This window comes from Agitococcus lubricus, from assembly GCF_003051055.1.
Classification (GTDB): domain Bacteria; phylum Pseudomonadota; class Gammaproteobacteria; order Pseudomonadales; family Moraxellaceae; genus Agitococcus; species Agitococcus lubricus.
Map to the genome: position 1 here is coordinate 1 of NZ_QAON01000001.1, position 25,688 is coordinate 25,688.

Genomic DNA, 25,688 nt, shown 5'->3' on the forward strand with positions numbered 1-25,688 from the left:
TCGGCTTTTTCATTGACTTCGTTGCTTTCATAAACACCTCTACTTGCAGTATAAATACTACCTATCAAAGTGTCCTGTTCTATTAAACCATTACATTATAGGCAAACGGTGGTTGAGCAGAATCACGGTGGTTGAGCGGAGTCGAAACCACACTTCGACTCTGCTCAGTGTACTTTTAAATCTATGTTTGATTGCTACGAGTAATCAACCACACAGGCACTAAACCCACCAATACCAATAATACCGCAGGCAAAGCGGCTTGTTGCCATTGACCTTCGGAAGTCATTTCAAAAATTCGTACCGCTAAAGTATCCCAACCAAAAGGTCGGGTCATTAAGGTAATCGGTAATTCTTTCATCACATCAACAAAGACCAATAATAACGCAGTTATTAAGCCTTGACGCATCATGGGAATATGAATCACACGCAACAAATGCCACCCTGTATAACCCAAATTACGCGCGGCCAATTCTTGGTTGTAGCTAATTCGCTCTAAAGCGGTTTGAGTCGGTTGTAAACCCACCGCCAAAAAACGTAATAAATAGGCCAACAACATCACCGCTAACGTGCCTTTAAAAATCGCACTTTGGCTTAAAGCAAATTGTGCTATTAAATAATTATCTAACCATGCAATTGGTACAAAAATCCCAACGGCCAAGACTGCCCCCGGAATGGCATAACCTAAACTAGCCATTTTTACCATGACACCAATATGGGTTTGGGCAATACGCCGTTTGCCATAAGCCAATACTAAGGCCACACTCACCACCAAAATCGCGGCGAGTGACGATAAGATGACTGAATGACTGACAAAACCCCAATAACGACTGTCTAAATCTTGCCGACTTTGGTATGCCCACACCATCAATTGTGCCAATGGAACAATAAACGCAATCGCTAATACACCAAGACACGACAAACTTGCTGCCCACGCACGCCAACCTGTCAACCTTAAAGCCTGTTGTTGGCTGTGCCGACCCGTTGCCGTATAACGCCGCGCACCACGCACCATTTGTTCTATGAGCATTAGGCCAAACGCTATCACCACCAATAAAGAGGCTAACTGACTGGCGGTATCAAGTGAAAATAAGGAAAACCATGATTTATAAATAGCCGTGGTAAAGGTATCGACATTTAACACCGCCACCGCACCAAAATCGGCTAAGGTTTCCATTAACACCAATAACCCACCTGCGGCAATCCACGGTTTAGCCATCGGTAAGGCCAAACGCCAAAAACCTTGTTGGCGCGAAAAACCCAAACTTTGTCCTGCTTCTAAGGCACGATTACCCATGGTTAAAAAGGCATTTCTGGCCAATAAATACACATAAGGATAAAAAGCGAGACTCATGACCCAAATTGCGCCCGACACCGAACGCATTTCAGGAATATGTTGTTGTAAGCCCATTGTGCTAGCGAGTTGTCGAACGACACCGCCATAGTCAAACAAACCACTTTGCACAAAGGCTAACACATAGGTAGGAATGGCTAAAGGCAACATTAATGCCCATGCCAAATAACGCGAAGCAGGAAAAACATACATCGCGGTTAGCCACGCTAAACCCACACCCAACAATACTGTCAGGCTGAGTGTACCAACCGCTAAATATAAGGTATTGCTTAATAAATCGGGCAACACATAGTGGCGTAAATGTGTCCAAATCTCGGGGTCAATTGACCACAAAGAACTCAATACCACCACTAAGGGTAAACAGGCTAATGCCGATAATAAATAAATGGCTAGCCTTAACAACATTAACGATACCCTGCTCTATCCATCAACATCGTGGCTTTGGCTTGTAATTGACCTGCTTTATCCACATTGATGACACTTTGTTTAAAGGCTCCCCATGCGGCAACGGTGGCATCGGTTTTAATGGTTGGATTAACAGGATATTCTAAATTACTGTCGGCAAATAAGTTTTGTGCCTTAGCTGACGATAACCACTCTAATAACTTAATCGCTTCGGCTTTGTTTTTGGCGTGTTTGGTCACGCCTGCCCCTGCCACATTCACATGCACACCATCTAACTGACCTTTGACTTTTTGTTGATTTGGCCAAAAAATCTTTACGCTGGCTGTGGGTTGTTTTTCGATAAAACGGCCAAAATAATAGGTATTGGCAATACCTACCGCACAAGGTGCTTGTGGGTCGGCAATCGCTTCTAATAATTTTGTATCATCGGCAAACGGTACTAAGGCTAAATTATTAACCCAACCTTTGACCAATTGTTCGGTTTTGGCTTCGCCATGTGTGGCCATTAACATCGCTACTAAAGACTGGTTATAAACTTTTTTAGAAGAACGTAAACACAATTTATCTTTAAACGTGACATTGGCTAAATCTTCATAACTGGATAATGTTTTAACATCAATTTTATTAGGGTTATAAAACATTGTCCGCGCGCGTACCGATAAACCAAACCATTGTTGTTTGGGGTCTCGTAAATGACTGGGTACATTTTTTTGTAAAGTGGCCGATTTAACTGGCTGTAATAAGCCTAAATTTGCTGCTTGCCACAAATTACCTGCATCAACAGTTAATAAAATATCGGCGGCAGTATTTGCGCCCTCACTTTGTAATCTCGCCAATAAAGGCCCTTCTTTGTCGGTGATAAATTTTACTTCTACGCCTGTTTCTGCTTTATAGGCATCAAATAACGGTTTAATCAATTGTTCATTACGCGCGGAATACACCACCACTTCTGCTGCGGAAGCGATAGAGGCCACTAGGGTAGAGGCGATTATTAAGCTATTGATTAACTTCATCATAGATAACCTTGCAAAAATCGGTAAAAATACAATTATAAATGATAATAACTCTCATTATAATCCGTTTAACCAGAAGAAGTCGTCGAATTAATAAAATCCATCAGGAAGAGATATCAAAACAGACGCGTGATATGCGATATGATGTTCTACTGAGATTATGTGTATGCTACAGAGCCACAACAGAATCATCCCTTACGCTCTCTCTCCTAGCCTAGGCCACACCTTTCACCAAAATCCTTTACAATACCGTCCTTTGTATGAAGCAAACTCATGTACCTTGAGTATTATTTGTCGCTATTATCAGGATGAGTTCTTGGTATGACCGTCGTTTACTGTGGATAGACTCCAATCCTATATTGCCTAGTTCTTATTCCAAACTTATTGTCAGTTTAAGGTGGCGTTATGCCCATTGCTCTTATTTGCCCACTCTGCCGCACACCACTACAGCCAGCGATACAAGGACTGGTTTGCCAACAACAACATCGCTTTGATACCGCCAAAGAAGGCTACGTCAATCTATTGTTAGTACAACAAAAAAAATCCAAAGCACCAGGTGACAATGATGAGATGGTCAAAGCCCGTCGTGAGTTTTTGCAAGCAGGTTATTACCAACCCTTAGCCGATGCTGTTTGTACCATTTTGCAATCAATTCATGCTCATCATTTAGTCGATATTGGTTGTGGTGAAGGTTATTACACCGAACGGTTTAGTCACGTATGCACAAATGTATTAGGTCTAGATATTGCCAAAACTGCCGTACAAATTGCTGCCAAAAAACACAAACATATCCAATGGCTAGTCGCAAGTGGGGCATTATTACCCATTGAAAATCAATCGGTTGATGCCATAAGTAGTTTATTTAGTCCTATTCCTGTTGCCGAGATGGCGCGTGTGTTAAAAAACAATGGTCATATTTTAATTGTGCGCCCTGCCGATACCCATTTATATCATTTGCGTGAGGCGTTATTTGGTGAAGTTCGCGCACATCAACCCGATAAATTTTTAGAAGAATTAGAATCAGCCTTTACGTTAATTTCACAACAAGAATTGCGTTTTGATTTGGAACTACCACAAACCGCGCTCAAACAGTTATTAGCCATGACACCGTATGTGTGGAAAGCCAAACCCGAACGCCGTTTAGCTCTCGAGCAGCAACGTCATTTCAAAACCGAAGCCGCCTTTAGTTTGATGTTGCTGAGTAAAAAACATGATTAATAGCATCGACATCTTCTGTACGGTCATCGACAATTTGGGTGATATTGGCGTTTGTTGGCGGCTTGCCAAACAACTACACCACGAATATGACCTACAAGTTCGGCTATGGGTGGATGACCTACATAGCTTTAGCCAATTTGAGCGCGTGGTCAGCGTCTCACATGCACAGCAAACGGTAAACGGTATCGACATTTATCGGTGGTCAATACAGGACGATTTTTCGACTATCCTGCCTGCTGATGTGGTGATTGAAGGCTTTGGCTGTCGATTGCCAGACGCCTATTTAGACCACATGGCACATGCTCACCCTGCACCAGTTTGGTTAAACCTAGAATACTTATCCGCCGAACATTGGGTGAGTGATTGTCATGGCATGTTATCCATACACCCCCGTTTAGGCCTCAAACAATATTTCTTTTTTCCGAGTTTTTTGGCGCAAAGTGGTGGCTTACTCCGCGAGTCTGAACTACTAAACCAACGTCTGCGATTTTGCCAGTCTCAACAAACACAGGCCCTATTTTGGCAAAGTATTGGTTGTGCTGATGCACCATCGTTTCGCACTAAAATGTCACTGTTTGCCTACGAAAATCCCGCCATTATCGGTTTACTGACCGCACTCAGCCAACAAGATAGCCCCAGTCTCGTGGTGATTCCTCAAAATCGCGCCTTGCATTGTGTCAATGCATTTTTAGGGAAATCATTGCGTGTAGGCGATGTAGTCAACTGCGGACAACTGCGTATTTGTGTCATCGACTTACTATCACCCAGCCAATATGACCATTTATTATGGGCATGTGACTTAAATATTGTGCGTGGCGAAGACTCCTTTGTACGTGCACATTGGGCAGGCAAACCGCTTTTGTGGGATATTTATCCACAAGCCGATTTAGCCCATCTCCACAAACTGAGCGCTTGGTTAGCCTGCGCTGCCCCTTTTATTGATGCAAGCTGGCAACAACTGCAAAGTTATTGGGTCAATCAACAAAATAGCCCCGACTATTGGCAGTCACTCACACCACAATTAGCCAGTCGACAGGTAGAACATGAAGCCTTTTGTCAGTTTTTAGCGCAACAAGACTCACTTTGCCAGCAACTTGTCACTTTTTGTACCAAAAAGCATGATGCAATTTAAGCCGCTTTAGGTAAAATACCGCCTGCCTAATTTTTAGTGTGTAGTTAATCCCATGAAAACCGCTCAAGAACTCCGTGCTGGTAACGTATTTATGGTTGGCACTGAGCCAATGGTTGTTGTAAAAGCCGAATACAACAAATCTGGCCGTAATGCTGCCGTTGTAAAAATGAAATTGCGTAACTTATTAAACGGTCAACAAACTGAAACCGTTTATAAAGCCGACGAAAAATTTGAACCTGTATTCTTAGAAAGCAAAGACGTGACTTTCTCTTACTTTGCAGACCCGATGTATATTTTTGTAGACGCTGACTACGAACAATACGAAGTAGAAAAAGACAACTTAGGCGATGCTGTTAACTTTATTGAAGACGGTATGGAAGAAACCTGCCAAGCGGTATTTTATAACGGCAAAGCGATTTCTGTAGAATTACCAACAACGATTGTACGTACCGTTGCTTATACCGAACCAGCCGCTCGTGGCGATACGTCGGGTAAAGTGATGAAACAAGCCAAATTAGCCAACGGTTATGAAGTGCAAGTCGCTGCCTTTATCGAAATTGGTGAACGTATCGAAATTGATACGCGGACGGGCGAATTCAAATCACGAGCTAAAAACTAAGTTGGCACCAATAAAAAAGGCGCGTGATGCGCCTTTTTTAATACCTCTTCACATGTATCTCTGCGCACGTTTTAAGGGCAAATACACAAAAATGCTTTTATAAAAAATAGATGCCTTAAACTAGGCTGAATAAGCAAACCATCCTCAATTAAGCTCATAAAGTTGCTCTTTTCACACCTTAATAACTATCATATAGTCTCACTAATATTTCTATCACTGTCCCTTGCAAGCCGTTAATTGGCCTTCTACACTCTAAATCATTGCATCGTAATATAACCAATGCGCGTCGAATAAAGACTCGCAATAATGCTTATTTTCTACCTTTATAATGGACTTATCATGCTAAAGCATCCTTCTTTACACCTTAAAATTTTAGTTAGTACTATCACTGTAGGATTAAACATGCCAACGGTAGCTGCTGACTTAACAGTAGACGGTAAACTTACCGTTAACACAGGAGGTATTAACGTAACATCAGGCAGTATTCAGATTGAACAAGGCAGTTTGCATGCACGTAACGGTATAAGTACAAATGGAGACATTTTTGCTGGTAAAATTTATAGCAAAAGCACACAATTTGTTGACACTTATACAAATACGTTATCCACGTACGAAATCACCACAGAGAATCTTAGTGTGGCAGGAAACATCGCCAATAAGGGCTCGTTCACCAATGATGGTAATATTAAAAACACGGGAAGTATTCAAAATACAGGAGATATTACCGTAACATCAGGCAATATCTGGATTCAACAAGGCAGTTTGCATGCACGTAACGGTATAAGTACAAATGAAGACATTTATGCTGGTAAAATTTATAGTAACAGCAGTCAATTTGGTGACACTTATACAAATACGTTATCCACGTACGAAATCACCACAGAGAATCTTAGTGTGGCAGGAAACATCGCCAATAAGGGCTCGTTCACCAATGATGGTGATATTAAAAACACGGGAAATATTCAAAATACAGGAGATATTATCGTAACATCAGGCAGTATTCGGATTCACCAAGGCAGCTTAGATTTATTTAAAAGTAATATGAGTATTGATGGAGACCTTTATGCTGGTACAATTTATGGTAAGAGCACGCAATTTAATGAGATGACAGCCAACAACATATCTACCACTCAGATAGATACACAAGGTCTACAGACGAATGGAATCACTAATACTGGCACGACGTCTACTAAAAAACTAGAAGTTATAGGCAATACAGAGACAAATGGAATCACTAACACTGGGATGATATTAAATACAGGAGATATTTTGCAACAGGGAAATCTGGAGGTACGTAACGGCGATATAGTGAGTACGGGCAATCTCTATGTAGAACAAGGCTTAATTGCTGGAAACCAAGGGGATTTTCGCTCTCTATTTGTTGGAGGTACGATTTCAAGCAACGACCTCACGAATTCAGGCACAATAAGCACCACAACACTGACCGTTTCTGGAGCGTCCACCACACAAGGTATTAGTAATAACGGCAGTTTAAGCAGTACGGGAAATACGACCTTAAAATCCGCAGATAACAAAAGTCAAGTTGCCGTGACTAACGGGAACATTACCGTGGGTGTTAGCAATGCTGGCGGCAGTATCAATGGCGTCACCGCGACGACCACTCAAACAGTGGTTCAAGGTGGTACTGGAACCACAACATTAACCTTAGATGATACAGGGGCTACCTTTAACGGTACGAATAATACCCATGTTGTAGTGACAGGTGTCGCAAATGGTCAAAATACCTATGACGCCACTAATTATGGTCAATTACGCAGCTTACGTACGGAAGTGATGACACAAATCAACGACATGAACACCGAGCTTTCGGGTGGAATTGCGGCCGTAACCGCCATGAGCAGTATTCCCCAACTAGACACGAATAAACAGTTTACAGTCGGTGTAGGCGCAGGCCACTATAATGGGAGCAATGCATTTGCCTTAGGCGCACGTTATCGCGTGAGTGAGGGTACCGTTGTCAGTGGCAGCTTTGCTAAATCTAACGACAGTAAACCTACGATTGGTGTTGGGGCTGGCCTTTCTTGGTAAATTATAGGATTAAAAAAGGGGGCTATGATGCCCCTTTTTTTACCGTGTACTCGCCTCTAACTTAAATTGTACCTTGACTGCTGCAGGAATACTGTCTGTTGCTGCCCACTCCCCTTGGCCAACGCCAAAATCGGTACGGTCTAGTTGAGCAATCCCTTCGGCATAAGCCTTCTTGCCGTTAATCTTTAAGCTAAAATCTAAAGTCACGGGTTTAGTTTGGTTACGTAGCGTTAATTGACCTTGTGCCTGATAACGCTGATTAGCCATTTTTTTCACACGTTTTGACACAAACACCGCTTGCGGATAATGTGCGGCATCAAACCAATCGGCACTGGGTAGCGCATTATCGCGCTCTTCATCACCCGTCGCTACTTTGGCTAAATTAACGGTCACTTTAATCCGTGCTTGTTCAAGTGCTTGCTCATCAAAGACAATCTCTGCTTGCCAATCAGTAAATGTACCTACAATCTCTGCACCAGACCACGAACTCACAAACCCCAACTGTGAGGCCTGACGATTAAGCTGCCACACCGTCGGTTTAGCGACTGTCTGCGTCTGTTCTGTTAGGTCAGTACTCCGCTCTTGAACTGGCGTAGCGGCTGGCTCTATTGGAACAATACTTTCTACGGACGGGATAGCGGTTTCAGGCTCAGCCTGCGGCGACGAATTAACGGGTGCAGTAATGGCGGTTACTACAGAGGCTTGGGTACGGGGCTTTTGAATGGGAATCCACCATGCTGCGCTAAACACTGTGGGCACTAAAGCCAAGACTAACCACAGTTTTGGCTCACGCCAGCCCTTGTTTGCCCCTAAGGCCATGTGACTAAATACCGCGTCTTTCACCCATAGCTGATGCTTTAACACCGCACCGATATGTGCTGCTAACAAGGCTAAAGTCAGCACCGCAATTAAGCTATGGCTCAGTTCGGCTAGGTCATGGATAACTTTTTTATTGTCTACCGTCAAATTCGCAATAAATGGTAAATGTGGGATAGGAACTGTACCAAATAAGACCGTAGGAATATTGGTACTACTAGCCGAAACCAAAATCCATCCCGTGAGTGGCAAACCTAACATAATGCCATAAAAGCCTAAGTGTGCTAATTTGGCAGCCCACTGCTCCCATACAGGCATAGTGTCAGGGAGTGACGGCGGTTGATGTGTGAAACGCCAGCCAATACGCACACAAACCAGCGCTAAAATGGTAAAACCTATGGACTTATGCAGTTGGAATAAGGCATATACTCCTGAGCCTTTTGGCTCATCTACCATACGCCAACCCAGTGCCAGTTGAAAAATAATGGCCGCCGCAATAACCCAATGTAACAAGACCGCCGTTTTTGTGTAGTGTTTAGGGGGATTCGACATGATAGCTCCTGAATCAATACTGCATAAACCGTCCTTGACATGAAACCCAATGACGCGGCTGAGGACTTAAAGACGATGGCTTGTTGGTAGCGACAACACCAGATTGACCTTACTGGTGGGAAAGAAAATACCCTCCTTTCACGTCAAGGAGGGTAAACGACGGCCAGAAAAGATATACCCGTCTTAGGCGTATGCCTTACCTTACGCTGGCCTTATTTTTTGACAAATTCCACTTCAATCGCTAGGGCTACGTCATCACCAATTGCAGGGACATACTTGGTTAAGCCAAACTCAGAGCGCTTAATCGTTGTGGTCGCCGAAAAACCACTGCGCATCGCTCCCCACATATCTTTACCCGCACCGTTAAAGACGACATCTAAGCTAATCGGTTTGGTTACACCACCCAAGGTTAAATCGCCCGTCATAGTGCCTTTATTGGCTTGAGTCACCGTGATTTTAGTGGATTTGAAGGTGGCTGTTGGATGTTTATCTGCGGCCAAAAATTCAACAGGAAATTTTTCGTCTGCTTTGGCATAACCTGTATTCATCGACTTCGTGTCAACAGTAACCACCACTTTAGCCGATGTTGGGTCTTTAGGGTCGTAGTCATAAGATGCATCAAATTTGTCAAAACGGAAATGATAAAAAGCATAACCGTGATGCATCACTTTCGCATTGATACTGGCATGTGTTTTTTCTAAGACATAACTGCCTGCGGGCATATTTGCAGGGTTAGCGTCGGGTGCAGCAAAGGCGACTGGCGTAGTTGCTAAGGCAAAAACTAAGGTGCTTAAGGCAAGTAAACGAGACATTTTTTTATTCCTAGGTAGATGGTGACAATACCTAGGAAATTACTCAAGCAATGACGGTTTGTCTATCTCAGATAACGTAAACACTACGTTTCTTAAAAGAAAACAAAACTAGCATTGCTATGCGTTAAAGGCAACACTTAAGGCATTATAGGCGGTTTATTGGTCTAGATGACTCGCTTTGAGCAACCACGACAAAGGAATTAACATCAACACGCCTAAAATAAACCATGTCATAAAAATCATCGAAATATGCATAATATGCCCCAATTATTGATGGCACTTAAGATTTCCGTGATGCCTGCTCAAGTTTCCTTGACGGTATCCAGTTTATCGCTAAAAACTTAAAAAAATCTTAAATGCAATGCTAAGTCTTTATTACCATTCAGAACGCAATACGCGATAGGACAGAATAAAGACAACAATAAAATACAGCTAAGCCGCCATGCATCCACTTAAATAAAAGTTAGTTTATGACAGCAGGAATTTACGATGACAATCCATATAGTTTATTATGAAGTTTAGGGGTCTTTAGGTGGGCACTAATTGCCAGAGAGCTTGTCATCCTGAGTGTTTATCGTATTAAGCGCATGACACTCATACACCTAGCGTAGTGTAAAATATTGAAAAAAAGTGGTGATAGCGCACAGTTTTTAGTAAAAAATACGGTCAATTATCGAAGTTGCGAAACAGTTCAAAAAACTAAACCGCTTGGTTAGAACTGTCTCGCTTATTAGCGCTTAGCTAATTGCTCGTTTGATTGGGTAGCGGTAAGTTTTTAGGCCACAATAACCAAACTTTACCTTTCTGTTTCATTCTCCCCGCCAATTCGCCCGCTTTATTACCAAAGCCCCAAAAGTAATCGACACGAATTGGCCCCGCAATTGCCCCGCCTGTATCTTGCGCATGAATAAGACGGGTCATTTCTTGGCTATCATTAGGTCGTGTCGTCGCTAAATAAATGGGGCTACCTAAGGGAACAAATTTGGGGTCAACAGCAGCACTGGCTTCATCGGTCAAGGGGATATTGAGCGCACCAATCGGTCCTTCTGTGCCTGACAGTAGTCTAAAAAAAACGACACTGGGATTGGTATTTAACATTTCTTGTAAGCGTTGAGGATTAGCCCTTGCCCATGCTTGAATACTTTGCATGGAGGCTTTATCTGCCGTTAACTCGCCTTGCTCTATTAACCATTTACCTATCGACTTATAGGGATGGCCATTTTGGTCGGCATACCCTAAACGCACCAAACTACCATCTTCCAACAAAATACGACCTGAGCCTTGTATCTCCATAAAAAAGGCTTCTACCGCATCATCTGCCCATGCCAAAATTTTAGCATTTGCCATTTTACCTTCGGCAATGTCTTGACGACTCCAATAAGGAATCACCGTACGTGTGCCTTCTAAACGCCCACGAAGACGTTTCCCTTTTAAGTCAGGATATTGTTTGGCCAAATCCAGTACCAATAAATCGTCTGGAACTGCATAAAATGGCACACTGCCCTGCTTAGGGCTTAAACTGCCTTTGAGTAAAGGCTCATAATAGCCTGTCACCAAGCCTGTATCTGCCCCAGTGTTTGTCGTAATTTGCCACGGACTAAAATGTCGTTCAAAAAAAGCCTGTACAGTCGCTTGGTCTTGATTTTCGAGCATGACTGCATCGGCACAAATATCTTTCCATACAGGCCGTGTTGCTAAACGCTTACATGAATTAAGCCATGAAGACCAACTATGTACCAATTGCTCACCCGGCCAATTAGGCAACGCTGCCCACGCTGCACTTTGATAAACCGCTGTTATGGGTTCGGTTTTAGGGGGTGTGGGTGGTTGAGGAGTCACACAAGCCGATAACACACTGGCCATTATTATCAAAAAAACGAGACGCATACCTGCTATCCATCAGATAAAAAACTGCGCTGATTATCTAGTAAAACCGCTAAAGATGTAGAGTAAATTCTCGTTATTTTTGCCGTTTTTCTGCATCGTGTGCGTGTCACTCGCTCAGTTGACGCTATCTGTACTTTTTTTAAGGAAATTTTGATGAATCAACAGATTCAGCAGGAATGGTACTTGGTCTGAGTCCGTGTTTACGAGCACAGGACTCACATACCCTATCTGCCACCTCTCGTATTCCCCTTAGGTATGCTGACTTAAAAAACGCTTAAACTCTCGCACAAACTTGAGTGGTTCATCGGCCAACGGGACGTGACCAGAACGATAAAACTTACGAATCTTCACCTGTGGCGCATAATCGGCAATACGCATTTGACCCTCAGGATGGTACAGCGGTGAATTCATGCCCACCATGACGGTGATGGGGGTTTGACATTGGCGCAAACTGTCACGGTAATCATGGCTTAACTGCGTATAAGCATGCAAATAGGCACGGCAATCGGCAATTTGTGTGAGGGGTAAATGTTTTGCCAATTGTTTGGGGCTAACCAATAACCATCGAAACAAGGGTTTTAAAACAGGCTTATTACTAATTAATACTAAAATATCGGCCAAGGTACTTGCTGCTTGTTGACGAGCAGCCTTAGGTAAATCACTTAACTGTGCATAGTCTGCGTATTGGTCTAATAATTGCGCCAGTTGTTTGATTTGGGCAAAAATTAGACGCTGTTTATCACCAAACAAACCAAATGGCCAGTCGTCTTGATTGGCAATACATGGGGTTTGGTCGATATGTAGATAGGCTTTGACATCGGCAAAACCTTGCTCACGCTGTAAATGCAGAGCCGTTGTTCCACCTAATGAAATACCCACCAACAAATAGTGGCTCAAGCCCAGATATTTAATGATATCAACGACATCTTCATAATGATTTTGAAAAACATCGGCTTGATTAAAACGCACATCACTAGAGCGTCCCGCCCCGCGAAAATCTGGCATATAAAATTTATAACGGTGTGCAAACGGTAAGACAAACGGTAACCAATGACCACTGTGCATACCTAAACCTGCTAACATAAGGACAGGTTTGCCACGACCAAGAGTACGCACATACAGTTGTTGACCATCACGTAAGGGAATAAACGGCATGGGATGTTTCTCGTAGACCATAGGAAAGCGGCTAAGTCTACGCGACCTATGCCAACTATCCTAGAGGCTAAAGCTGGGTATGACGCCCAGCTTATTAGAGGGATTAGGCCGCGTTAGAAACCACCCGCATATTAGTGGCACGCGCAGCCGCAGGCGACGTGGCTAAGTAAGCCAATGCGTCATCAGTGGAGGCTTCATAGACTGGGTTATACCATGGGGTAAAAAAGGGCAATTGCTGCCATGCCAACCAGAATGGTGAGGGCAAACTGCCATTTTTAGACATTTTATACCATTCACGCCAAATCCAAGACTTCCACACTTTAGGTTTGTGCGCGCTAAAGCGTGCATCTTGTCCCATGATATGCGCCGCGCCATCTACCCATAAACCAAAGACTGCAGGCGTGGCAATACAGGCTAAATAATAACGCGAAATATAACTTCCGCCTAAATGACGATATAAATCAAAGGCGACAGAACGATGCTCTACTTCTTCTGCACCATGCCAACGAATAAGGTCTAACAACATAGGGTCGGCTTGCATATCGTCCCATGTTTTGTTTTCTAACGCATATTTACCTAAGACACAGGTCATATGTTCAACAGCGGCAATAATCCCTAAGCGAAAAACCAACCATTCTTTTTCTAAAAATTTGGGGATATTTTGGCCAAAGGGCGCGTCGGCTAAAGCCTCCGTAAATAACCACTCCATAATTTTGGTATTACGTTCTGTGCTAATACCCCGCTCTTTGAGGTATTTTTCGATAGCTCCGTCGTGCGCACGGGCATGCATTGCTTCTTGACGAATGAACATTTGCACGTCTTCACGCAATTTTTCGTCCGTGATGTACGGTAAGGCTTTGTTATATAAACGGCAGAACCAAAACTCACCTGCGGGCAAAATCATGTTGATTTCATTGATAAAATAACTCGCAAATGGTTGATTTGGAATCCAATCAATCGGGGTCTTTTCCCAATCAAAGGCCACTTTACGCGGGACTAAATGGTGCACCGTGGTTGACCCTTTGGGTTTAGAAAAAGAACTTTTAATTTTACCTAACAGACTCATAGCAATTCTCCACAAAACATACAATAGCAACCGAAAAGACAGGTGGCAGGGTTATCTTTTAGGTGACTAAAAACTATATTTAACTTACGTCCGTATTGTAAAAATGGCAAATTATAGCCATTTAACAAGGCTGTGGGTGGCACACAGCCCAACAATCATTCAGAACAAGTAGATAGCCTTAGTTTGGCCATAAGCCTCGCTCTTTCCAACGACGCACTTGTGGCACATCGTCATCTAACCAAAATGCATCATCTTCGGTAATTACGAGTAATTCTTCCCATTTAGCACCCACATCTTTGTAGCCTAAATGCGGTTCGACCGCCCACAACCCGACTGTCGGTGGATGATTCGACGCATGACTACTATTCCAGATGGGATTCCACCCTTCTTTACGGCCTTTGAAGTAATCACGTACTAACTCACTGACATTACGTACCCCAAAGTTAGCAATGGCTAAATGACTTTTTTTGCCATCGTCGGCTAATTTTTCAATACGATGGGCTAAGGTTTCAAAGGGGTAGGCTTTATGGCGCGGGTCATAACCGTGTTGAGCACATAAGGCATCTACCGCTAGACTAATTTCTGCTAAAGGGCGGCGCTCTTTGGCCATTTTTAGGATGAGTTGACGATACGCCAATAAATCATCCATCAATTTATCGAGTAAGGGATTTTTACCAATCACCCCACAATAACCAATATCCGCCGTACACCCATGAATGGTGGGTGCACAATCTAAAATAAAGGGCATGTTTTCTTCTAAACGACGAAAACCTGGATAAAAGGCAGGGTTAAAGCCTTTTAATTGCTTGAGCGCAATTAAGCCTCTGAAGGCGGTACGGTCACCAAACCACGCAAAAGGTTGATGAAAACAGTCATCTGCACCGTGGTCTAACAAATATTCTTGCATCATCGCCGCGACTTGGCGCTCGGTCATACCAATACGCATTTGGCTGGCAATAGTTTCAGCACAGTCATAAGCAAGACGCTGTGCTTGACGAAAACGGGCTAAATCTTCGACAGAGTGATGGATAGCAGCGGTCATAATATCACCATTATATGTTACAGTGTACGATGTAACATTAAATGTTATCACTGTCAACACTGTGCGGGTTTTAGGGACTCAGAGCGCTTATTTTTTTATGACTGACAAGTTTTATGGCTAATTGATGGGATATAAACCATCAAGTATTGATATTCACTTTTAACTGTAGGCGATAAATAGGCAAGTCGCGAAAAAATTTCAGGTCTTATACGCACTATGTCTGGTTGGCTTATGTGCCACCTTATAGAGATATATTGACTGAGCAATGGCAGTAAATAAAACCCCGTTTTGGGAGGTCTAGTCCGACCCAGCGTTAGGTATATTTAGCAATAACAGCAGCATCAGAGCACAAACAAGACAGGGTAAGGCCGCCTTAATTTGCACCGCTCTCGGCTAAGGCTTCTAGGGCTTTCATGTCCAATACCTCTATGTTATTTCGGTGTAGTTTAATCAGTCCTTGTTGCTCTAAGTTTTTTAATAATTGATTGGTTGTTTGCCGACTCACGGCCAAAAAATGCGCCAGTTGGTCTTGAGAAATCGGTAAAATACGACGCGTAATCGCCGAAGTTGGTTGAGGCGTACTGGGGCTATTTGCCATCATCAATAAACGATACGCTAATCGACTAATGGTTGGCGAGACTAAGGCATGTTCAATGGCGGCATAAGTCAGTCTCAATTTATGAATGAGTAGCAAAGAAAACTGACGCCAATAATCGGGATTGGTTGCCAAAATGCTGTCTAACACCTGTGGCGTTAATTGAATCACGGTCGTCGGATTCACCGTCCATGCGTCATAGGGACGGGGCTGACGGTCAAAAAATGAAATTTCTCCAAACCATTCTGGCGCATCTAATAATGCCAATAATGACTCTTTTCCGCTCTCACTATGGCCATACCCCACCACACGTACCAGACCATTCACCACCACAAATAACCCATTAAAGGTATCACCACGGGCAAAAATACATTCATTGGCAGCGAGTTTATGCAAGCTCGCACGCTCTAATAGTTGATGTTGTAGCTCGTGACTCAGTTGGCTAAACCACTGACCTTGTTTTAACAACGGTAAATAATCATAAGCAGACGTCATTACAGCGGCAGTCACGGTTTTTCTCCTAAAAGTCGTTTTTGTGTCAGCTTTTTGACAGAAAACACCCAAGCACATCGGTCAGAATCGAAACATGATACGCACGGAGATTATTATGTGTCATGGTGTAAATAGTAACAATAATCAGTCTTATTCTATTAAATATCCAGTTAAAGGCTTAGTTTTCTCTACCTTCATCACAGTTGCGGCCTGTACTTTATCTTTATTTAGTCCGCAAAGTGATGCCGCAGCGTCAACACAGACGACGCAACAAACGCCTGCTATTAACCGTGATGGGGTCAAAGTATGGACATATAAGCTAGCTGGCAATCCTGCACTGAGTTATCAAGCCAGTACCTTATTAAATAGCTCGGTTTCTCAAACTTTAGCCTTAATTATGAATCACAAAACGGCACCTGATTGGGCGCCGTATGTCCGTCTGATTGAGGTCATTAGTCCACTGAGTCGTGAGGGTGTGATGATTTATCGGATGGAAATTGATTTGCCGTTCCCCTTAACAGACCGCGATGTGGTGATTCGGTCAGAATTAAAACAACAAAAAACGGGTGAGGTGGTTTTAGAAAACATCGCTATTAACGATACACGCGCGCCTGAACGCGAAGGTTTAGTACGTATTAAACACTATCAAGGCAGTTGGCAACTGCGTATGCTCACGCCCACACAACTAGAGCTGCGTACCGAAGGTTATGCTGACTTAGGTGGGGCAATTCCTGTGTCGTTTAGCAATTTATTTGTGACCCAACAACCCTATCAGATGTTAGTGAATTTGCGTCGTTATCTGCAAGAAAATACCCCCTCAGGATTGGCGAGTAGTTTTTAATTATCGTTTAACTCTCAACGGGGGACAATCTGGTGATTGCCCCCGTGTTCTCTTTAGCTGAAACGCATCACACCATCGTCCAAGCGACCAAAACGCATGAGTGCATAATCTTTGGCATAGTTTTGATATAAACGCCATGGCGCTTTTGACCCCTGATAGGGCATGCGACTGACTGCACGTTGTACATAACCTGACTGCATGTCAATAAAAGGTAACTTTTCGACGGTAGGGTCATTATTGTGCGGCATACACTGACGTAAGCCTTTATTGTCCATGTGGGTTAACAAACGACAGATATATTCACTAATAATATCGGCCTTTAATGTCCACGACGCATTGGTATAACCAAAAATCATAGCGGCATTGGGTAAGTCTTCTAACATCGCGCCTTTGTAAGACATTTTTTGGGTGACATCAAAGGGCTTACCATCGACTTCGATGCGTGTCCCCCCCATCAATTTGATATCTAAGCCTGTGGCGGTAATAATAATGTCGGCGTCTAAAGTTTTACCCGATTTTAATAAAATGCCATTTTCAGTGAAGCTGTCAATATGGTCTGTCACCACCGACGCTTTACCTTTACGGATAGCCTTAAATAAATCCCCGTTGGGTACTGCACATAGGCGTTCATCCCACGGTTTATAACTGGGGCTAAAATGACTCATTTCTGCATCTTGGCCTAGTTGACGACGGACTTGTGATAATAAAAAGCGGCGCATGGCTTCGGGTTTGGCACGACTATAACGATATAAGCCTAAAGATAGGCCGACATTACGCACTCTTGCCATGTGATAAACCACTTTTTCGGGCAAATATTTACGCAGCTTATTAGACACAATATCTTCTTGCGGGACGGAAATCACATAACTGGGTGAGCGCTGTAACATCGTAATGTGTGCTGTTTTATCCGCCATGGATGGCACTAAAGTAACGGCTGTTGCCCCACTGCCAATGACAACGACTTTTTTACCCGTGTAATCGAGGTTTTCTGGCCAGAATTGCGGATGAATAATTTGCCCCTGAAAGCGCTCTCGTCCCTTAAACTCAGGCGTATAGCCTGCTTCGTAGTTATAATATCCTGTACAAGAAATGACAAAGTTTGCCTCTATCAGGACAACCTCACCTACTTTATTAGTTGCCTCAATTGTCCAAAGCGATTTTGCACTCGACCACGCGGCTTTATGCACTTTATGGCCAAAGCGAATATGGCGGTTTACGTCATATTCACGTGCGGCTTCATGAATATAGTCACGAATCGAATGGCCATCGGCAATCGCTTTGGGGTTTGTCCACGGCTTAAAGTTATAACCTAACGTATACATATCGGAGTCAGAGCGTATACCAGGGTAACGGAATAAGTCCCATGTGCCGCCCATCGCATCACGACCTTCTAAAATGACGAAACGCTTGTTTGGACACTCCCGTTTTAAGTGACAAGCAGCACCAATACCCGATAAACCTGCACCAACGATTAAGACATCAAATTTTTCGGCCATGACTTTTACCTTTAATGGATTTTTGCGGTGTGTTTTAACTCATGCACCAATGATGACATCAACCATTGTCAACTTCTAGTGGCTTTTTAGGTCATTTTAGCTGTCATTTTGGGACAAAAATAACTGATATAGATAAAGAAATAAATCAAAATGATTTTTTGACAATGGATAACATACAGTCTATTACTAATTACTACTTTAGATGCAATAAGGACATCAGCATGAAAAATACAAGTCTTGCTATCTTATTCTGTTTATTAGCCAACTACAGCTATAGTGCGAATTACAAGCCATCTGGCATTCAATTTAATATAGAAAACGACCTTTTTGCCAAAGGACGCAGTGACAGGTGGTATACAAATGGCTTTCGTCTTTCATGGACATTTCAAGAAGCCCCAACTAACTGGCTTAGTGAATCAGCACAAAACTTAAGCAAATACACATTATGGCAAAATGAAAATAGTACTTTAACCTATACACTTGGCCAATCTATGTACACGCCTCAAGATATCACTATCCCTACCCCACAACTGTATGATAGACCATGGGGAGCTTTTTTATTTTTTGGTGCAACATCACATGCTTATAAAGGTCGGGTATTTGCAGCTACCGATATAAAAATTGGTACAACTGGGTCTTCTGCTCTCGGAGAGCAAGCACAATCGAATGTTCACGATGCGGTTGGTGCTAACGACCCTCTAGGCTGGGATAATCAACTTAATCATAAATTAGGATTCCAACTCTCTCATGCCAGAGTCTATAGGATTGGTGATACTCAACAAGGTGACAGATTTAGCTTTCAAGGTAATGTTGGTTTCAATATTGGTACCTTAAGACGATACGCCCAAGTTGGAGGCTCACTACTAATAGGAGATTTAGATGGTAAAGATACGCCTATTTTAATTGGCAATGAAGGTGATTTTGTGGCTCAAGACTATAACAATAGAGAACAATTTAGACGCCTTTTTGGATATATTTCAGTGAGCATGACAGGTGTTGCATACAACTATTTTTTAGAGGGTGACACACCATATGGTAAATCAGATATTGATGCTAAAAATCACTATATAACTCTTCAATATGGCATTTCTATTCCCGCATATAAGAAATCCAAATACTTCCCACGTATTATCTACGCCCAATCGAGAAGAACAGCCGAATTTACGAGTCCAAACACTCATAAAGACTCAAAATCTCAACGTTGGGGAACAATTACATTTAATTGGGACATGAATTAAGCATTAACTTAGCCATGTGGGTTAACGCAAGAAACCTACAATAATTATTCATCATCCTTGTGGGTTTCGCTCCTAAACCACACGCTACATCCGTCATAAAAGGCGACCACAAGGGTCGCCCCTACTTTTGGACTGACGCGGTTATCGCTTATTTGTTCACATTTCAAACCGCTTCTTGTAATTGTTGCAAAATAGCTGGATTTTCGAGGGTAGAAATATCTTGGGTGATTTGTTCCCCTTTAGCGATAGTTCTCAACAAACGACGCATAATTTTACCCGAACGTGTTTTGGGCAAATTGTCGCCAAAACGAATATCATCAGGTTTAGCAATCGCACCAATTTCTTTGGCAACCCAATCACGCAACTCAGCCACTAAGGCTTTTGCCTCATCACCTGCGGGTCTTGCACCTTTTAACACCACAAAAGCCACCACGGCTTCGCCTTTAATGGGGTCAGGACGTCCAACCACCGCTGCTTCGGCCACTTTACTATTGCCTACCAACGCAGATTCAATTTCCATGGTTCCCAAACGATGACCAGAGACGTTTAACACATCGTCAATCCGTCCCATAATCCAAATATAACCATCAGCATCTTTATGGGCAGAGTCACCTGCTAAATAATATTTTCCACCATATTCTTCAGGAAAATACGATTTTTTGAAGCGTTCTGGGTCTTTCCACAAGGTACGCACTTGGGAAGGAAATGGTTTTTTAATCACTAAAAAGCCGCCTTTACCCTTCTCGACTGGCTCGCCTGCTTCATCAATAATATCAACCATAATCCCCGGAATCGGCAAGGTACATGAACCCGGTTTAGTAGCAATCGCCGCAGGTAAGGGCGTAATCATGTGGCTACCTGTTTCGGTTTGCCACCATGTATCCACAATCGGACAACGACCGCCACCCACAACTTCGTGATACCACATCCAAGCTTCAGGGTTAATTGGCTCACCCACCGAACCCAATAAGCGCAATGACGATAGGTTATATTGCTTAGGTAAATCACTCCCTAATTTAATTAAAGAGCGAATGGCTGTGGGTGCGGTATAAAACGTCGTGACGCGATGACGTTCAATCATTTGCCAAAAACGTCCTGCATCAGGATACGTTGGAATGCCTTCAAAAATCACTTGCGTTGCCCCAACAGCGAGTGGCGCATAGGCGACATAACTATGACCAGTAATCCAACCCACATCGGCTGTACACCAAAACACATCATCAGGACGATAATCAAAAGTTAATAACATGGTATTAACCGCACCTAACAAATAGCCTGCACTGCTATGTTGCACGCCTTTGGGTTTGCCTGTTGACCCCGAAGTATACAAAATAAATAACGGATCTTCGGCATTCACCCATGTGGGTTCACAGGTTTCGGGTTTGCCTTTGACAAGGTCATGCCACCACATATCACGACCAATCGTCCACGGCGCATCTTCATGCACCACACGTTTATAAACAATGACTCGCTCAACACATTCACAACCACCCAAGGCTAAAGCTTCGTCTGTGGTGGCTTTTAGAGGCACAATTTTGCCACCACGCACGCCACCATTGGCGGTGATCACAATTTTTGCACCTGCATCAATAATCCGTTCTTGTAAACTTTTGGCGGAGAAGCCACCAAACACGACTGAATGAATCGCACCAATACGCGCACAGGCTTGCATCGCCACCACCGCTTCGATGCTCATCGGCATATACACCACGACGCGGTCGCCTTTGGTGACGCCTAAACTTTTTAAGCCATTCGCAAATTGGCACACCAAACGGTGTAATTCGGCATAGGTCACTTTGGTAACTGTGCCATTATCACTTTCAAAAATAACTGCAATTTTATGGGCTAAATCGGGCAAATGACGGTCTAAACAGTTATAAGAGACGTTTAATTCACCATCGGCAAACCATTTATAAAATGGTGGGTTGCTTTGATCTAAGACTTGCGTAAACGGTTTATGCCACGTTAAATGTTCACGCGCTAAATTTGCCCAAAAGCCTTCATAATCGGCTTCGGCATGTTGGCACATGGCTTGATATTCTGCCAAACTTTTAACACGCGCACCTGCTGCAAATTCGGCACTCGGGGCAAATAGACGATTTTCTTGTAATACTGACTCAATAGACATTTTCTACTCCTTGAGAGACTAAATTTTTTAGGAAATTTTTATAAATAGGATTTAGGGGATTGATTTACATTAGCAAAGCCACTGGCAATAACTAATGCTGGTCAGTTAAGAAAAACTGGCACTTAAAAACTGCCCTTCGACCCTTCGGCTGGCTCAGGGCTGGCCAAGCTCAGGGCGCATTTTTGCGTTGACTGAGCGGAGTCGAAGTCAGCAAAAATGGCTTAACTGACTGGCATTATCGGCAATAACCACATAAATCCTAATAAGATAAAAATTTATAACACGCTTTTACGTTATTTTTTGCTTGGTTAGTATGTTTTTTTAGGTCAGCCACCTTCATCTACTAGCGCGGGTTACAGAGAACTTTCATAATGGCGCAAGCCTTCCAAATCTATAATTTCAATTTCTCGGTAATGAATTTTAATGACGTGCTGCGCTTCAAACTGACGTAATACTTGATTGATGGTTTGTCTGGAGACCGACAACATATTAGCCAATTGCTCTTGTGACACAGGCAATAAACGGCGACTATGCCCTGCCAATTCGCCATAACCTTCAGCCATTAGCACCAATCGTCGCGCTAAGCGCAAATGTAAGGGCAAGACGGCCGCAGCCTCTAAGGCGATAAAGGCAAAACGCATTTTTTGACTTAACAATAAACCAAACCAAAACCAATATTCGGGCTGTTGATGCAACAATGTGAATAAGGGATGTGCAGGAATACGCAATACCGTACTCATCGAATCCGCAACCGCGTCATGTGTCCGTTGTAATTGGTCAAATAAGGCAATTTCGCCAAACCATGTGTAAGGCTCGGCCATCGTCAAGAGTGCCTCTTTACCCGCTTCGCTATAACCGACAATACGTAATGCGCCTTTGACGACACAATAAATCCCATCAAAGGCATCGCCCCGCGCAAATAAACGCTCGCCTGTGGTCAACTGTATCAGCTGTGCACAGGACAATAATTGCCTTTGTAATGGCTCAGGTAGGCCTGCAAACCATCGCCCCGTCGATAAGGCTTGTTGATAATCCCATGCGGACATACAGACTCCGAAGCGATATCTTATATCGTCAAATACACGGTTTGTTGGGCAACCATTTGGCCATTCACCATGACACAAAATCTGTGCTCTCCCGCATAATAACGACGGGTTGTCAGTGGCTTAAACACATAATCTTGGCTTAAGTTATGCTCACCGACACCAAACAAAGCGGTTTTCCACTTAAACACTTTTTGCCCCAGACGATTATTCGCACGTGGTAATTGCAATACATAATCAATTACCAAAGGCTGTGCCCTCGTCATGGTAAAACGCAAGGTAAAATTCAGCGTTTGCCCCAAGGTAACTTGATGTTGATTTAGCTGAAAACAGATATCCTGACAAGCCAATACTTGCTGATACCCTAAAACGGCTAACATAGCAGGATATCCCGCTTTCACTAGCCCACGACTGGCATGTTTGATTAAACGCTGTCGCGCTTCGGGCGCATCTTGCCACCATGTTTGGCAAAGCTGTACCACGACATCAGGATACATCTTACTGATATCATTCAAATTATTAGCAACTGAGCGACGAACGTACTCACTATCATCATCTTTTAAGTGTGTTAAAACGGCAATAATCCGTTCAGGCTCACTGAGTAAATGCGAGACTTGCTGTCCCCATGGCAAACGTGGCCGTAGGCCTTCAGAGGCTAGACGACGCACATGCGGATGGGGGTCGTTGACCCACTGTTGTATGTGGGCATAACTTAGCTCAAAATGGTGTTGCAAAAATGGCCTAATCGCAAATTCAGCCGTAAATAAGGGGGTCAATCTTTTTAAGGTTGCCAACGCGACTTGTGGATGCGCCAAGCCATAATGACTGACATAATCTATCAGTGGCCATGCGGCAAAACCATAATCACCTTGCACTTGAGTCGTAGGCCAATGATTGGGTACTTGCTGTAAAATAGCGGCTGTTTTAACAAAATCTGTAGGCAAATGATGGGCTAATATACCAATAAGATGAATCACTCGCTCTTTGAGAGCTAATGGTTCTAAACCACATACGGCCTGCGTTATAAACACTTGGTGCGCAAAATGCGGCAAAATTTGACTTAAGGTGTCAGCAATTTGCACAATAGCCGCATGGTCTAATCGGTATTTTAATAGTTCGGCCATGATGTATATCCTAATAAAACGACAGAGACATTACGCGCATGTTATGCCCGAATTGACGTGCAGTAGCCATTTGCTGCATGATGATTTAACCAGCATACCTGCCATCACCAATCACTCATTATTTATAAAAGGTCATGCGTACGATGGACTGGAGCCAACTCTTACAATATGCCGCTAAAGCAGCTAACTTGGTCAAACAAGCGGTTGATACCTTGGCCGAAGAACATGACATTTTTTTACCCGAATCAGTGTTGAATACGGCCTTATCTGCCTTAGCGTCTCGCTCACAACACCTACATGCCCTCAGCTTTCAACTACATGACGACTGGTTTGAAGTCGACTTAGTTTTTGTCTATCAACAGATTGAGTTTGGCATCAATGCCAGTTTTGACGTTGAAGATATTACGTTTGATGCGCACAAGCAAAGTGTTATTTTACGCGAACGGCGACCTATTTATGTAGAAACCCGTCGTTTTGCCTCATCTTGGCAAAAACTTAGCTTTAGTTTATGGGCATGGTGGTGCCAACATATCAAAAAAACCACACCACTGGTTGACGCCTTGCAAAAAATCGAAGGCGTCTCTGTCAAACAAGGTATTTATCGTTTGGATTTTTCAAGTTATATCCGTCGCAAACCTGCGATTGTGGCAAGCCTTTATGCGCTCGAAATAAATACGATTAAGGTGCTAGATAAATCCTTATATTTACGTGGCTCTGCCGATTTACGCTCACTGAATTTGTTAAATGAGCTGTACAAGTTTTTACCCGAAGAACGCAAAGACCAACCCAGCAAAGAGCTTAAGGTGGTAGACAGCAAACAAGCTGAAGTTGAGGCAGATATTTTGATTGATAAAATATTAGCAGGCAAATTTAAGGACGAACATTAAGCAGCTAAGACGTGGCTGCTGTATCTAATAACTTTGATAAAAGCGTACCGTTCTAAATTCGTCAAACTCGTCTAAATCTGGCCATGTGGTTGCTGCTTGCTCAGCGAGCTTTTGATAATGTGGATGCTCAAAGTTTTTTACCCGTGAATCGGCAACCAATACCTGTTGCGCACGCGCTAAAAACGCATCCAAAAAGTGGCGATTACTGGCATCGTACAAAACATCGGCGGCTAACAATACGTCATAACGTTCCGTCAATTGATAAAAATCTTGGCGATAATATAATTCAACCCCATTTAACTCGGCATTAGCTTGACACGCTAATAAGGCTAAAGGGTCGATATCACAGGCTACCACTTCGGCTGCCCCTGCTTGTTTAGCCGCAATCGCCACCACACCCGAACCCGCACCAAAATCTAAGACCCGTTTACCCCGCACATAGTCAGGATTAGTCTTAAGCCATTTGGCCATTGCTAAACCCGATGCCCAACAAAAAATCCAATAGGCAGGCTCTTGCCAAATCGCTTGCATTTGCTCGCTGCTCATTGGCGTTCGTGGGTAGTCGGGATTTAATAAATATAAGGCTAAGTCATCGACATCGGGCAGTGTTTGGGGGCTGATGGTTGCTGTCGTTAAAGTACGCTGTAATTGCTGCTCAAGCTGTTGCGCTAATGGAGTCATAAATGCCTAAACTATAAAATCTCATATTAACTAGATGTCAGTTGAT

General features: G+C 43.2%; 21 protein-coding genes. 7 read left to right on the forward strand and 14 right to left on the reverse strand.

Going from position 1 to position 25,688, the window contains the following annotated elements:
- Positions 1-181: 181 nt before the first annotated feature.
- Both C8N29_RS00005 and C8N29_RS00010 read right to left on the reverse strand, forming a co-directional pair.
- Positions 182-1,756, reverse strand: coding sequence for an ABC transporter permease (locus C8N29_RS00005; RefSeq protein ID WP_107863966.1), 1,575 nt, complete (start codon positions 1,754-1,756; stop codon positions 182-184).
- Positions 1,756-2,772, reverse strand: coding sequence for an extracellular solute-binding protein (locus C8N29_RS00010; protein WP_107863967.1), 1,017 nt, complete (start codon positions 2,770-2,772; stop codon positions 1,756-1,758). The genes C8N29_RS00005 and C8N29_RS00010 overlap by 1 nt, the downstream gene beginning before the upstream one ends.
- A 402-nt stretch (positions 2,773-3,174) precedes the next feature.
- Here C8N29_RS00010 and C8N29_RS00015 point away from each other — a divergent pair, with 402 nt between their 5' ends.
- The 4 genes from C8N29_RS00015 to C8N29_RS00030 all read left to right on the forward strand — a co-directional run bounded on the left by C8N29_RS00015 (position 3,175) and on the right by C8N29_RS00030 (position 7,787).
- Complete coding sequence (locus C8N29_RS00015; RefSeq protein WP_107863968.1) at positions 3,175-3,987, forward strand: putative RNA methyltransferase; 813 nt, start codon at positions 3,175-3,177, stop codon at positions 3,985-3,987.
- Positions 3,980-5,119, forward strand: a complete 1,140-nt coding sequence (earP, locus tag C8N29_RS00020) for an elongation factor P maturation arginine rhamnosyltransferase EarP (RefSeq protein WP_107863969.1) — start codon at positions 3,980-3,982, stop codon at positions 5,117-5,119. The genes C8N29_RS00015 and earP overlap by 8 nt, the downstream gene beginning before the upstream one ends.
- A gap of 52 nt (positions 5,120-5,171) precedes the next feature.
- Positions 5,172-5,738 carry an elongation factor P gene (gene efp / locus C8N29_RS00025; protein WP_107863970.1) on the forward strand — a complete coding sequence of 189 codons (567 nt, stop codon included), beginning with the start codon at positions 5,172-5,174 and terminating at the stop codon, positions 5,736-5,738.
- A gap of 402 nt (positions 5,739-6,140) precedes the next feature.
- Positions 6,141-7,787, forward strand: coding sequence for a YadA C-terminal domain-containing protein (locus tag C8N29_RS00030; RefSeq protein ID WP_170106828.1), 1,647 nt, complete (start codon positions 6,141-6,143; stop codon positions 7,785-7,787).
- 39 nt (positions 7,788-7,826) lie between these two features.
- Here the strand turns inward: C8N29_RS00030 and C8N29_RS00035 are convergent, their stop codons facing one another.
- The 7 genes from C8N29_RS00035 to C8N29_RS00065 form a co-directional block, all read right to left on the reverse strand.
- On the reverse strand, positions 7,827-9,155 hold the full coding sequence (locus C8N29_RS00035) for a YceI family protein (RefSeq protein WP_107863972.1): 1,329 nt from the start codon (positions 9,153-9,155) through the stop codon (positions 7,827-7,829).
- Positions 9,156-9,367: 212 nt separating this feature from the next.
- Entirely contained in the window at positions 9,368-9,967 is a 600-nt protein-coding gene (locus C8N29_RS00040; RefSeq protein ID WP_107863973.1) for a YceI family protein, read from the reverse strand.
- A gap of 741 nt (positions 9,968-10,708) precedes the next feature.
- The gene (mltA, locus tag C8N29_RS00045) at positions 10,709-11,854 is read right to left on the reverse strand and encodes a murein transglycosylase A (protein WP_107863974.1); all 1,146 of its coding nucleotides are present in this window, start codon (positions 11,852-11,854) and stop codon (positions 10,709-10,711) included.
- A gap of 249 nt (positions 11,855-12,103) precedes the next feature.
- The gene (locus C8N29_RS00050) at positions 12,104-13,030 is read right to left on the reverse strand and encodes an alpha/beta fold hydrolase (RefSeq protein WP_107863975.1); all 927 of its coding nucleotides are present in this window, start codon (positions 13,028-13,030) and stop codon (positions 12,104-12,106) included.
- 82 nt (positions 13,031-13,112) lie between these two features.
- Positions 13,113-14,075, reverse strand: a complete 963-nt coding sequence (locus tag C8N29_RS00055; protein WP_107863976.1) for a metal-dependent hydrolase — start codon at positions 14,073-14,075, stop codon at positions 13,113-13,115.
- Positions 14,076-14,253: 178 nt separating this feature from the next.
- Entirely contained in the window at positions 14,254-15,117 is an 864-nt protein-coding gene (locus C8N29_RS00060; protein ID WP_107863977.1) for a M24 family metallopeptidase, read from the reverse strand.
- Between the two features lie 373 nt (positions 15,118-15,490).
- Positions 15,491-16,222 carry a Crp/Fnr family transcriptional regulator gene (locus C8N29_RS00065; protein WP_170106829.1) on the reverse strand — a complete coding sequence of 244 codons (732 nt, stop codon included), beginning with the start codon at positions 16,220-16,222 and terminating at the stop codon, positions 15,491-15,493.
- A gap of 97 nt (positions 16,223-16,319) precedes the next feature.
- Between C8N29_RS00065 and C8N29_RS00070 the strand changes: the two genes are divergently transcribed.
- Positions 16,320-17,045 carry an SRPBCC family protein gene (locus C8N29_RS00070; protein ID WP_107863979.1) on the forward strand — a complete coding sequence of 242 codons (726 nt, stop codon included), beginning with the start codon at positions 16,320-16,322 and terminating at the stop codon, positions 17,043-17,045.
- 53 nt (positions 17,046-17,098) lie between these two features.
- On the opposite strand, the gene C8N29_RS00075 is transcribed toward C8N29_RS00070, so the two are convergent.
- The gene (locus tag C8N29_RS00075; protein WP_107863980.1) at positions 17,099-18,541 is read right to left on the reverse strand and encodes a flavin-containing monooxygenase; all 1,443 of its coding nucleotides are present in this window, start codon (positions 18,539-18,541) and stop codon (positions 17,099-17,101) included.
- A 221-nt stretch (positions 18,542-18,762) separates the two neighbouring features.
- Here C8N29_RS00075 and C8N29_RS00080 point away from each other — a divergent pair, with 221 nt between their 5' ends.
- Positions 18,763-19,779 (forward strand): lipid A deacylase LpxR family protein, encoded by a 1,017-nt coding sequence (locus C8N29_RS00080; protein WP_170106830.1) that lies wholly within the window; start codon positions 18,763-18,765, stop codon positions 19,777-19,779.
- A 163-nt stretch (positions 19,780-19,942) separates the two neighbouring features.
- Here C8N29_RS00080 and acs read toward each other — a convergent pair whose 3' ends face one another.
- From acs to C8N29_RS00095, 3 genes are all read right to left on the reverse strand, one after another.
- A complete protein-coding gene (acs, locus tag C8N29_RS00085) occupies positions 19,943-21,907 on the reverse strand; it encodes an acetate--CoA ligase (RefSeq protein WP_107863982.1) in 1,965 nt (654 codons plus the stop codon).
- A gap of 353 nt (positions 21,908-22,260) precedes the next feature.
- Positions 22,261-22,953 carry a Crp/Fnr family transcriptional regulator gene (locus C8N29_RS00090; protein ID WP_107863983.1) on the reverse strand — a complete coding sequence of 231 codons (693 nt, stop codon included), beginning with the start codon at positions 22,951-22,953 and terminating at the stop codon, positions 22,261-22,263.
- 20 nt (positions 22,954-22,973) lie between these two features.
- On the reverse strand, positions 22,974-24,074 hold the full coding sequence (locus C8N29_RS00095) for a DNA alkylation repair protein (protein ID WP_107863984.1): 1,101 nt from the start codon (positions 24,072-24,074) through the stop codon (positions 22,974-22,976).
- Positions 24,075-24,217: 143 nt separating this feature from the next.
- On the opposite strand from C8N29_RS00095, the gene C8N29_RS00100 reads away from it, so the two are divergent.
- On the forward strand, positions 24,218-24,961 hold the full coding sequence (locus C8N29_RS00100; protein ID WP_107863985.1) for a hypothetical protein: 744 nt from the start codon (positions 24,218-24,220) through the stop codon (positions 24,959-24,961).
- A 24-nt stretch (positions 24,962-24,985) separates the two neighbouring features.
- On the opposite strand, the gene C8N29_RS00105 is transcribed toward C8N29_RS00100, so the two are convergent.
- Entirely contained in the window at positions 24,986-25,642 is a 657-nt protein-coding gene (locus C8N29_RS00105; RefSeq protein ID WP_107863986.1) for a class I SAM-dependent methyltransferase, read from the reverse strand.
- Between the last annotated feature and the right edge of the window lie 46 nt (positions 25,643-25,688).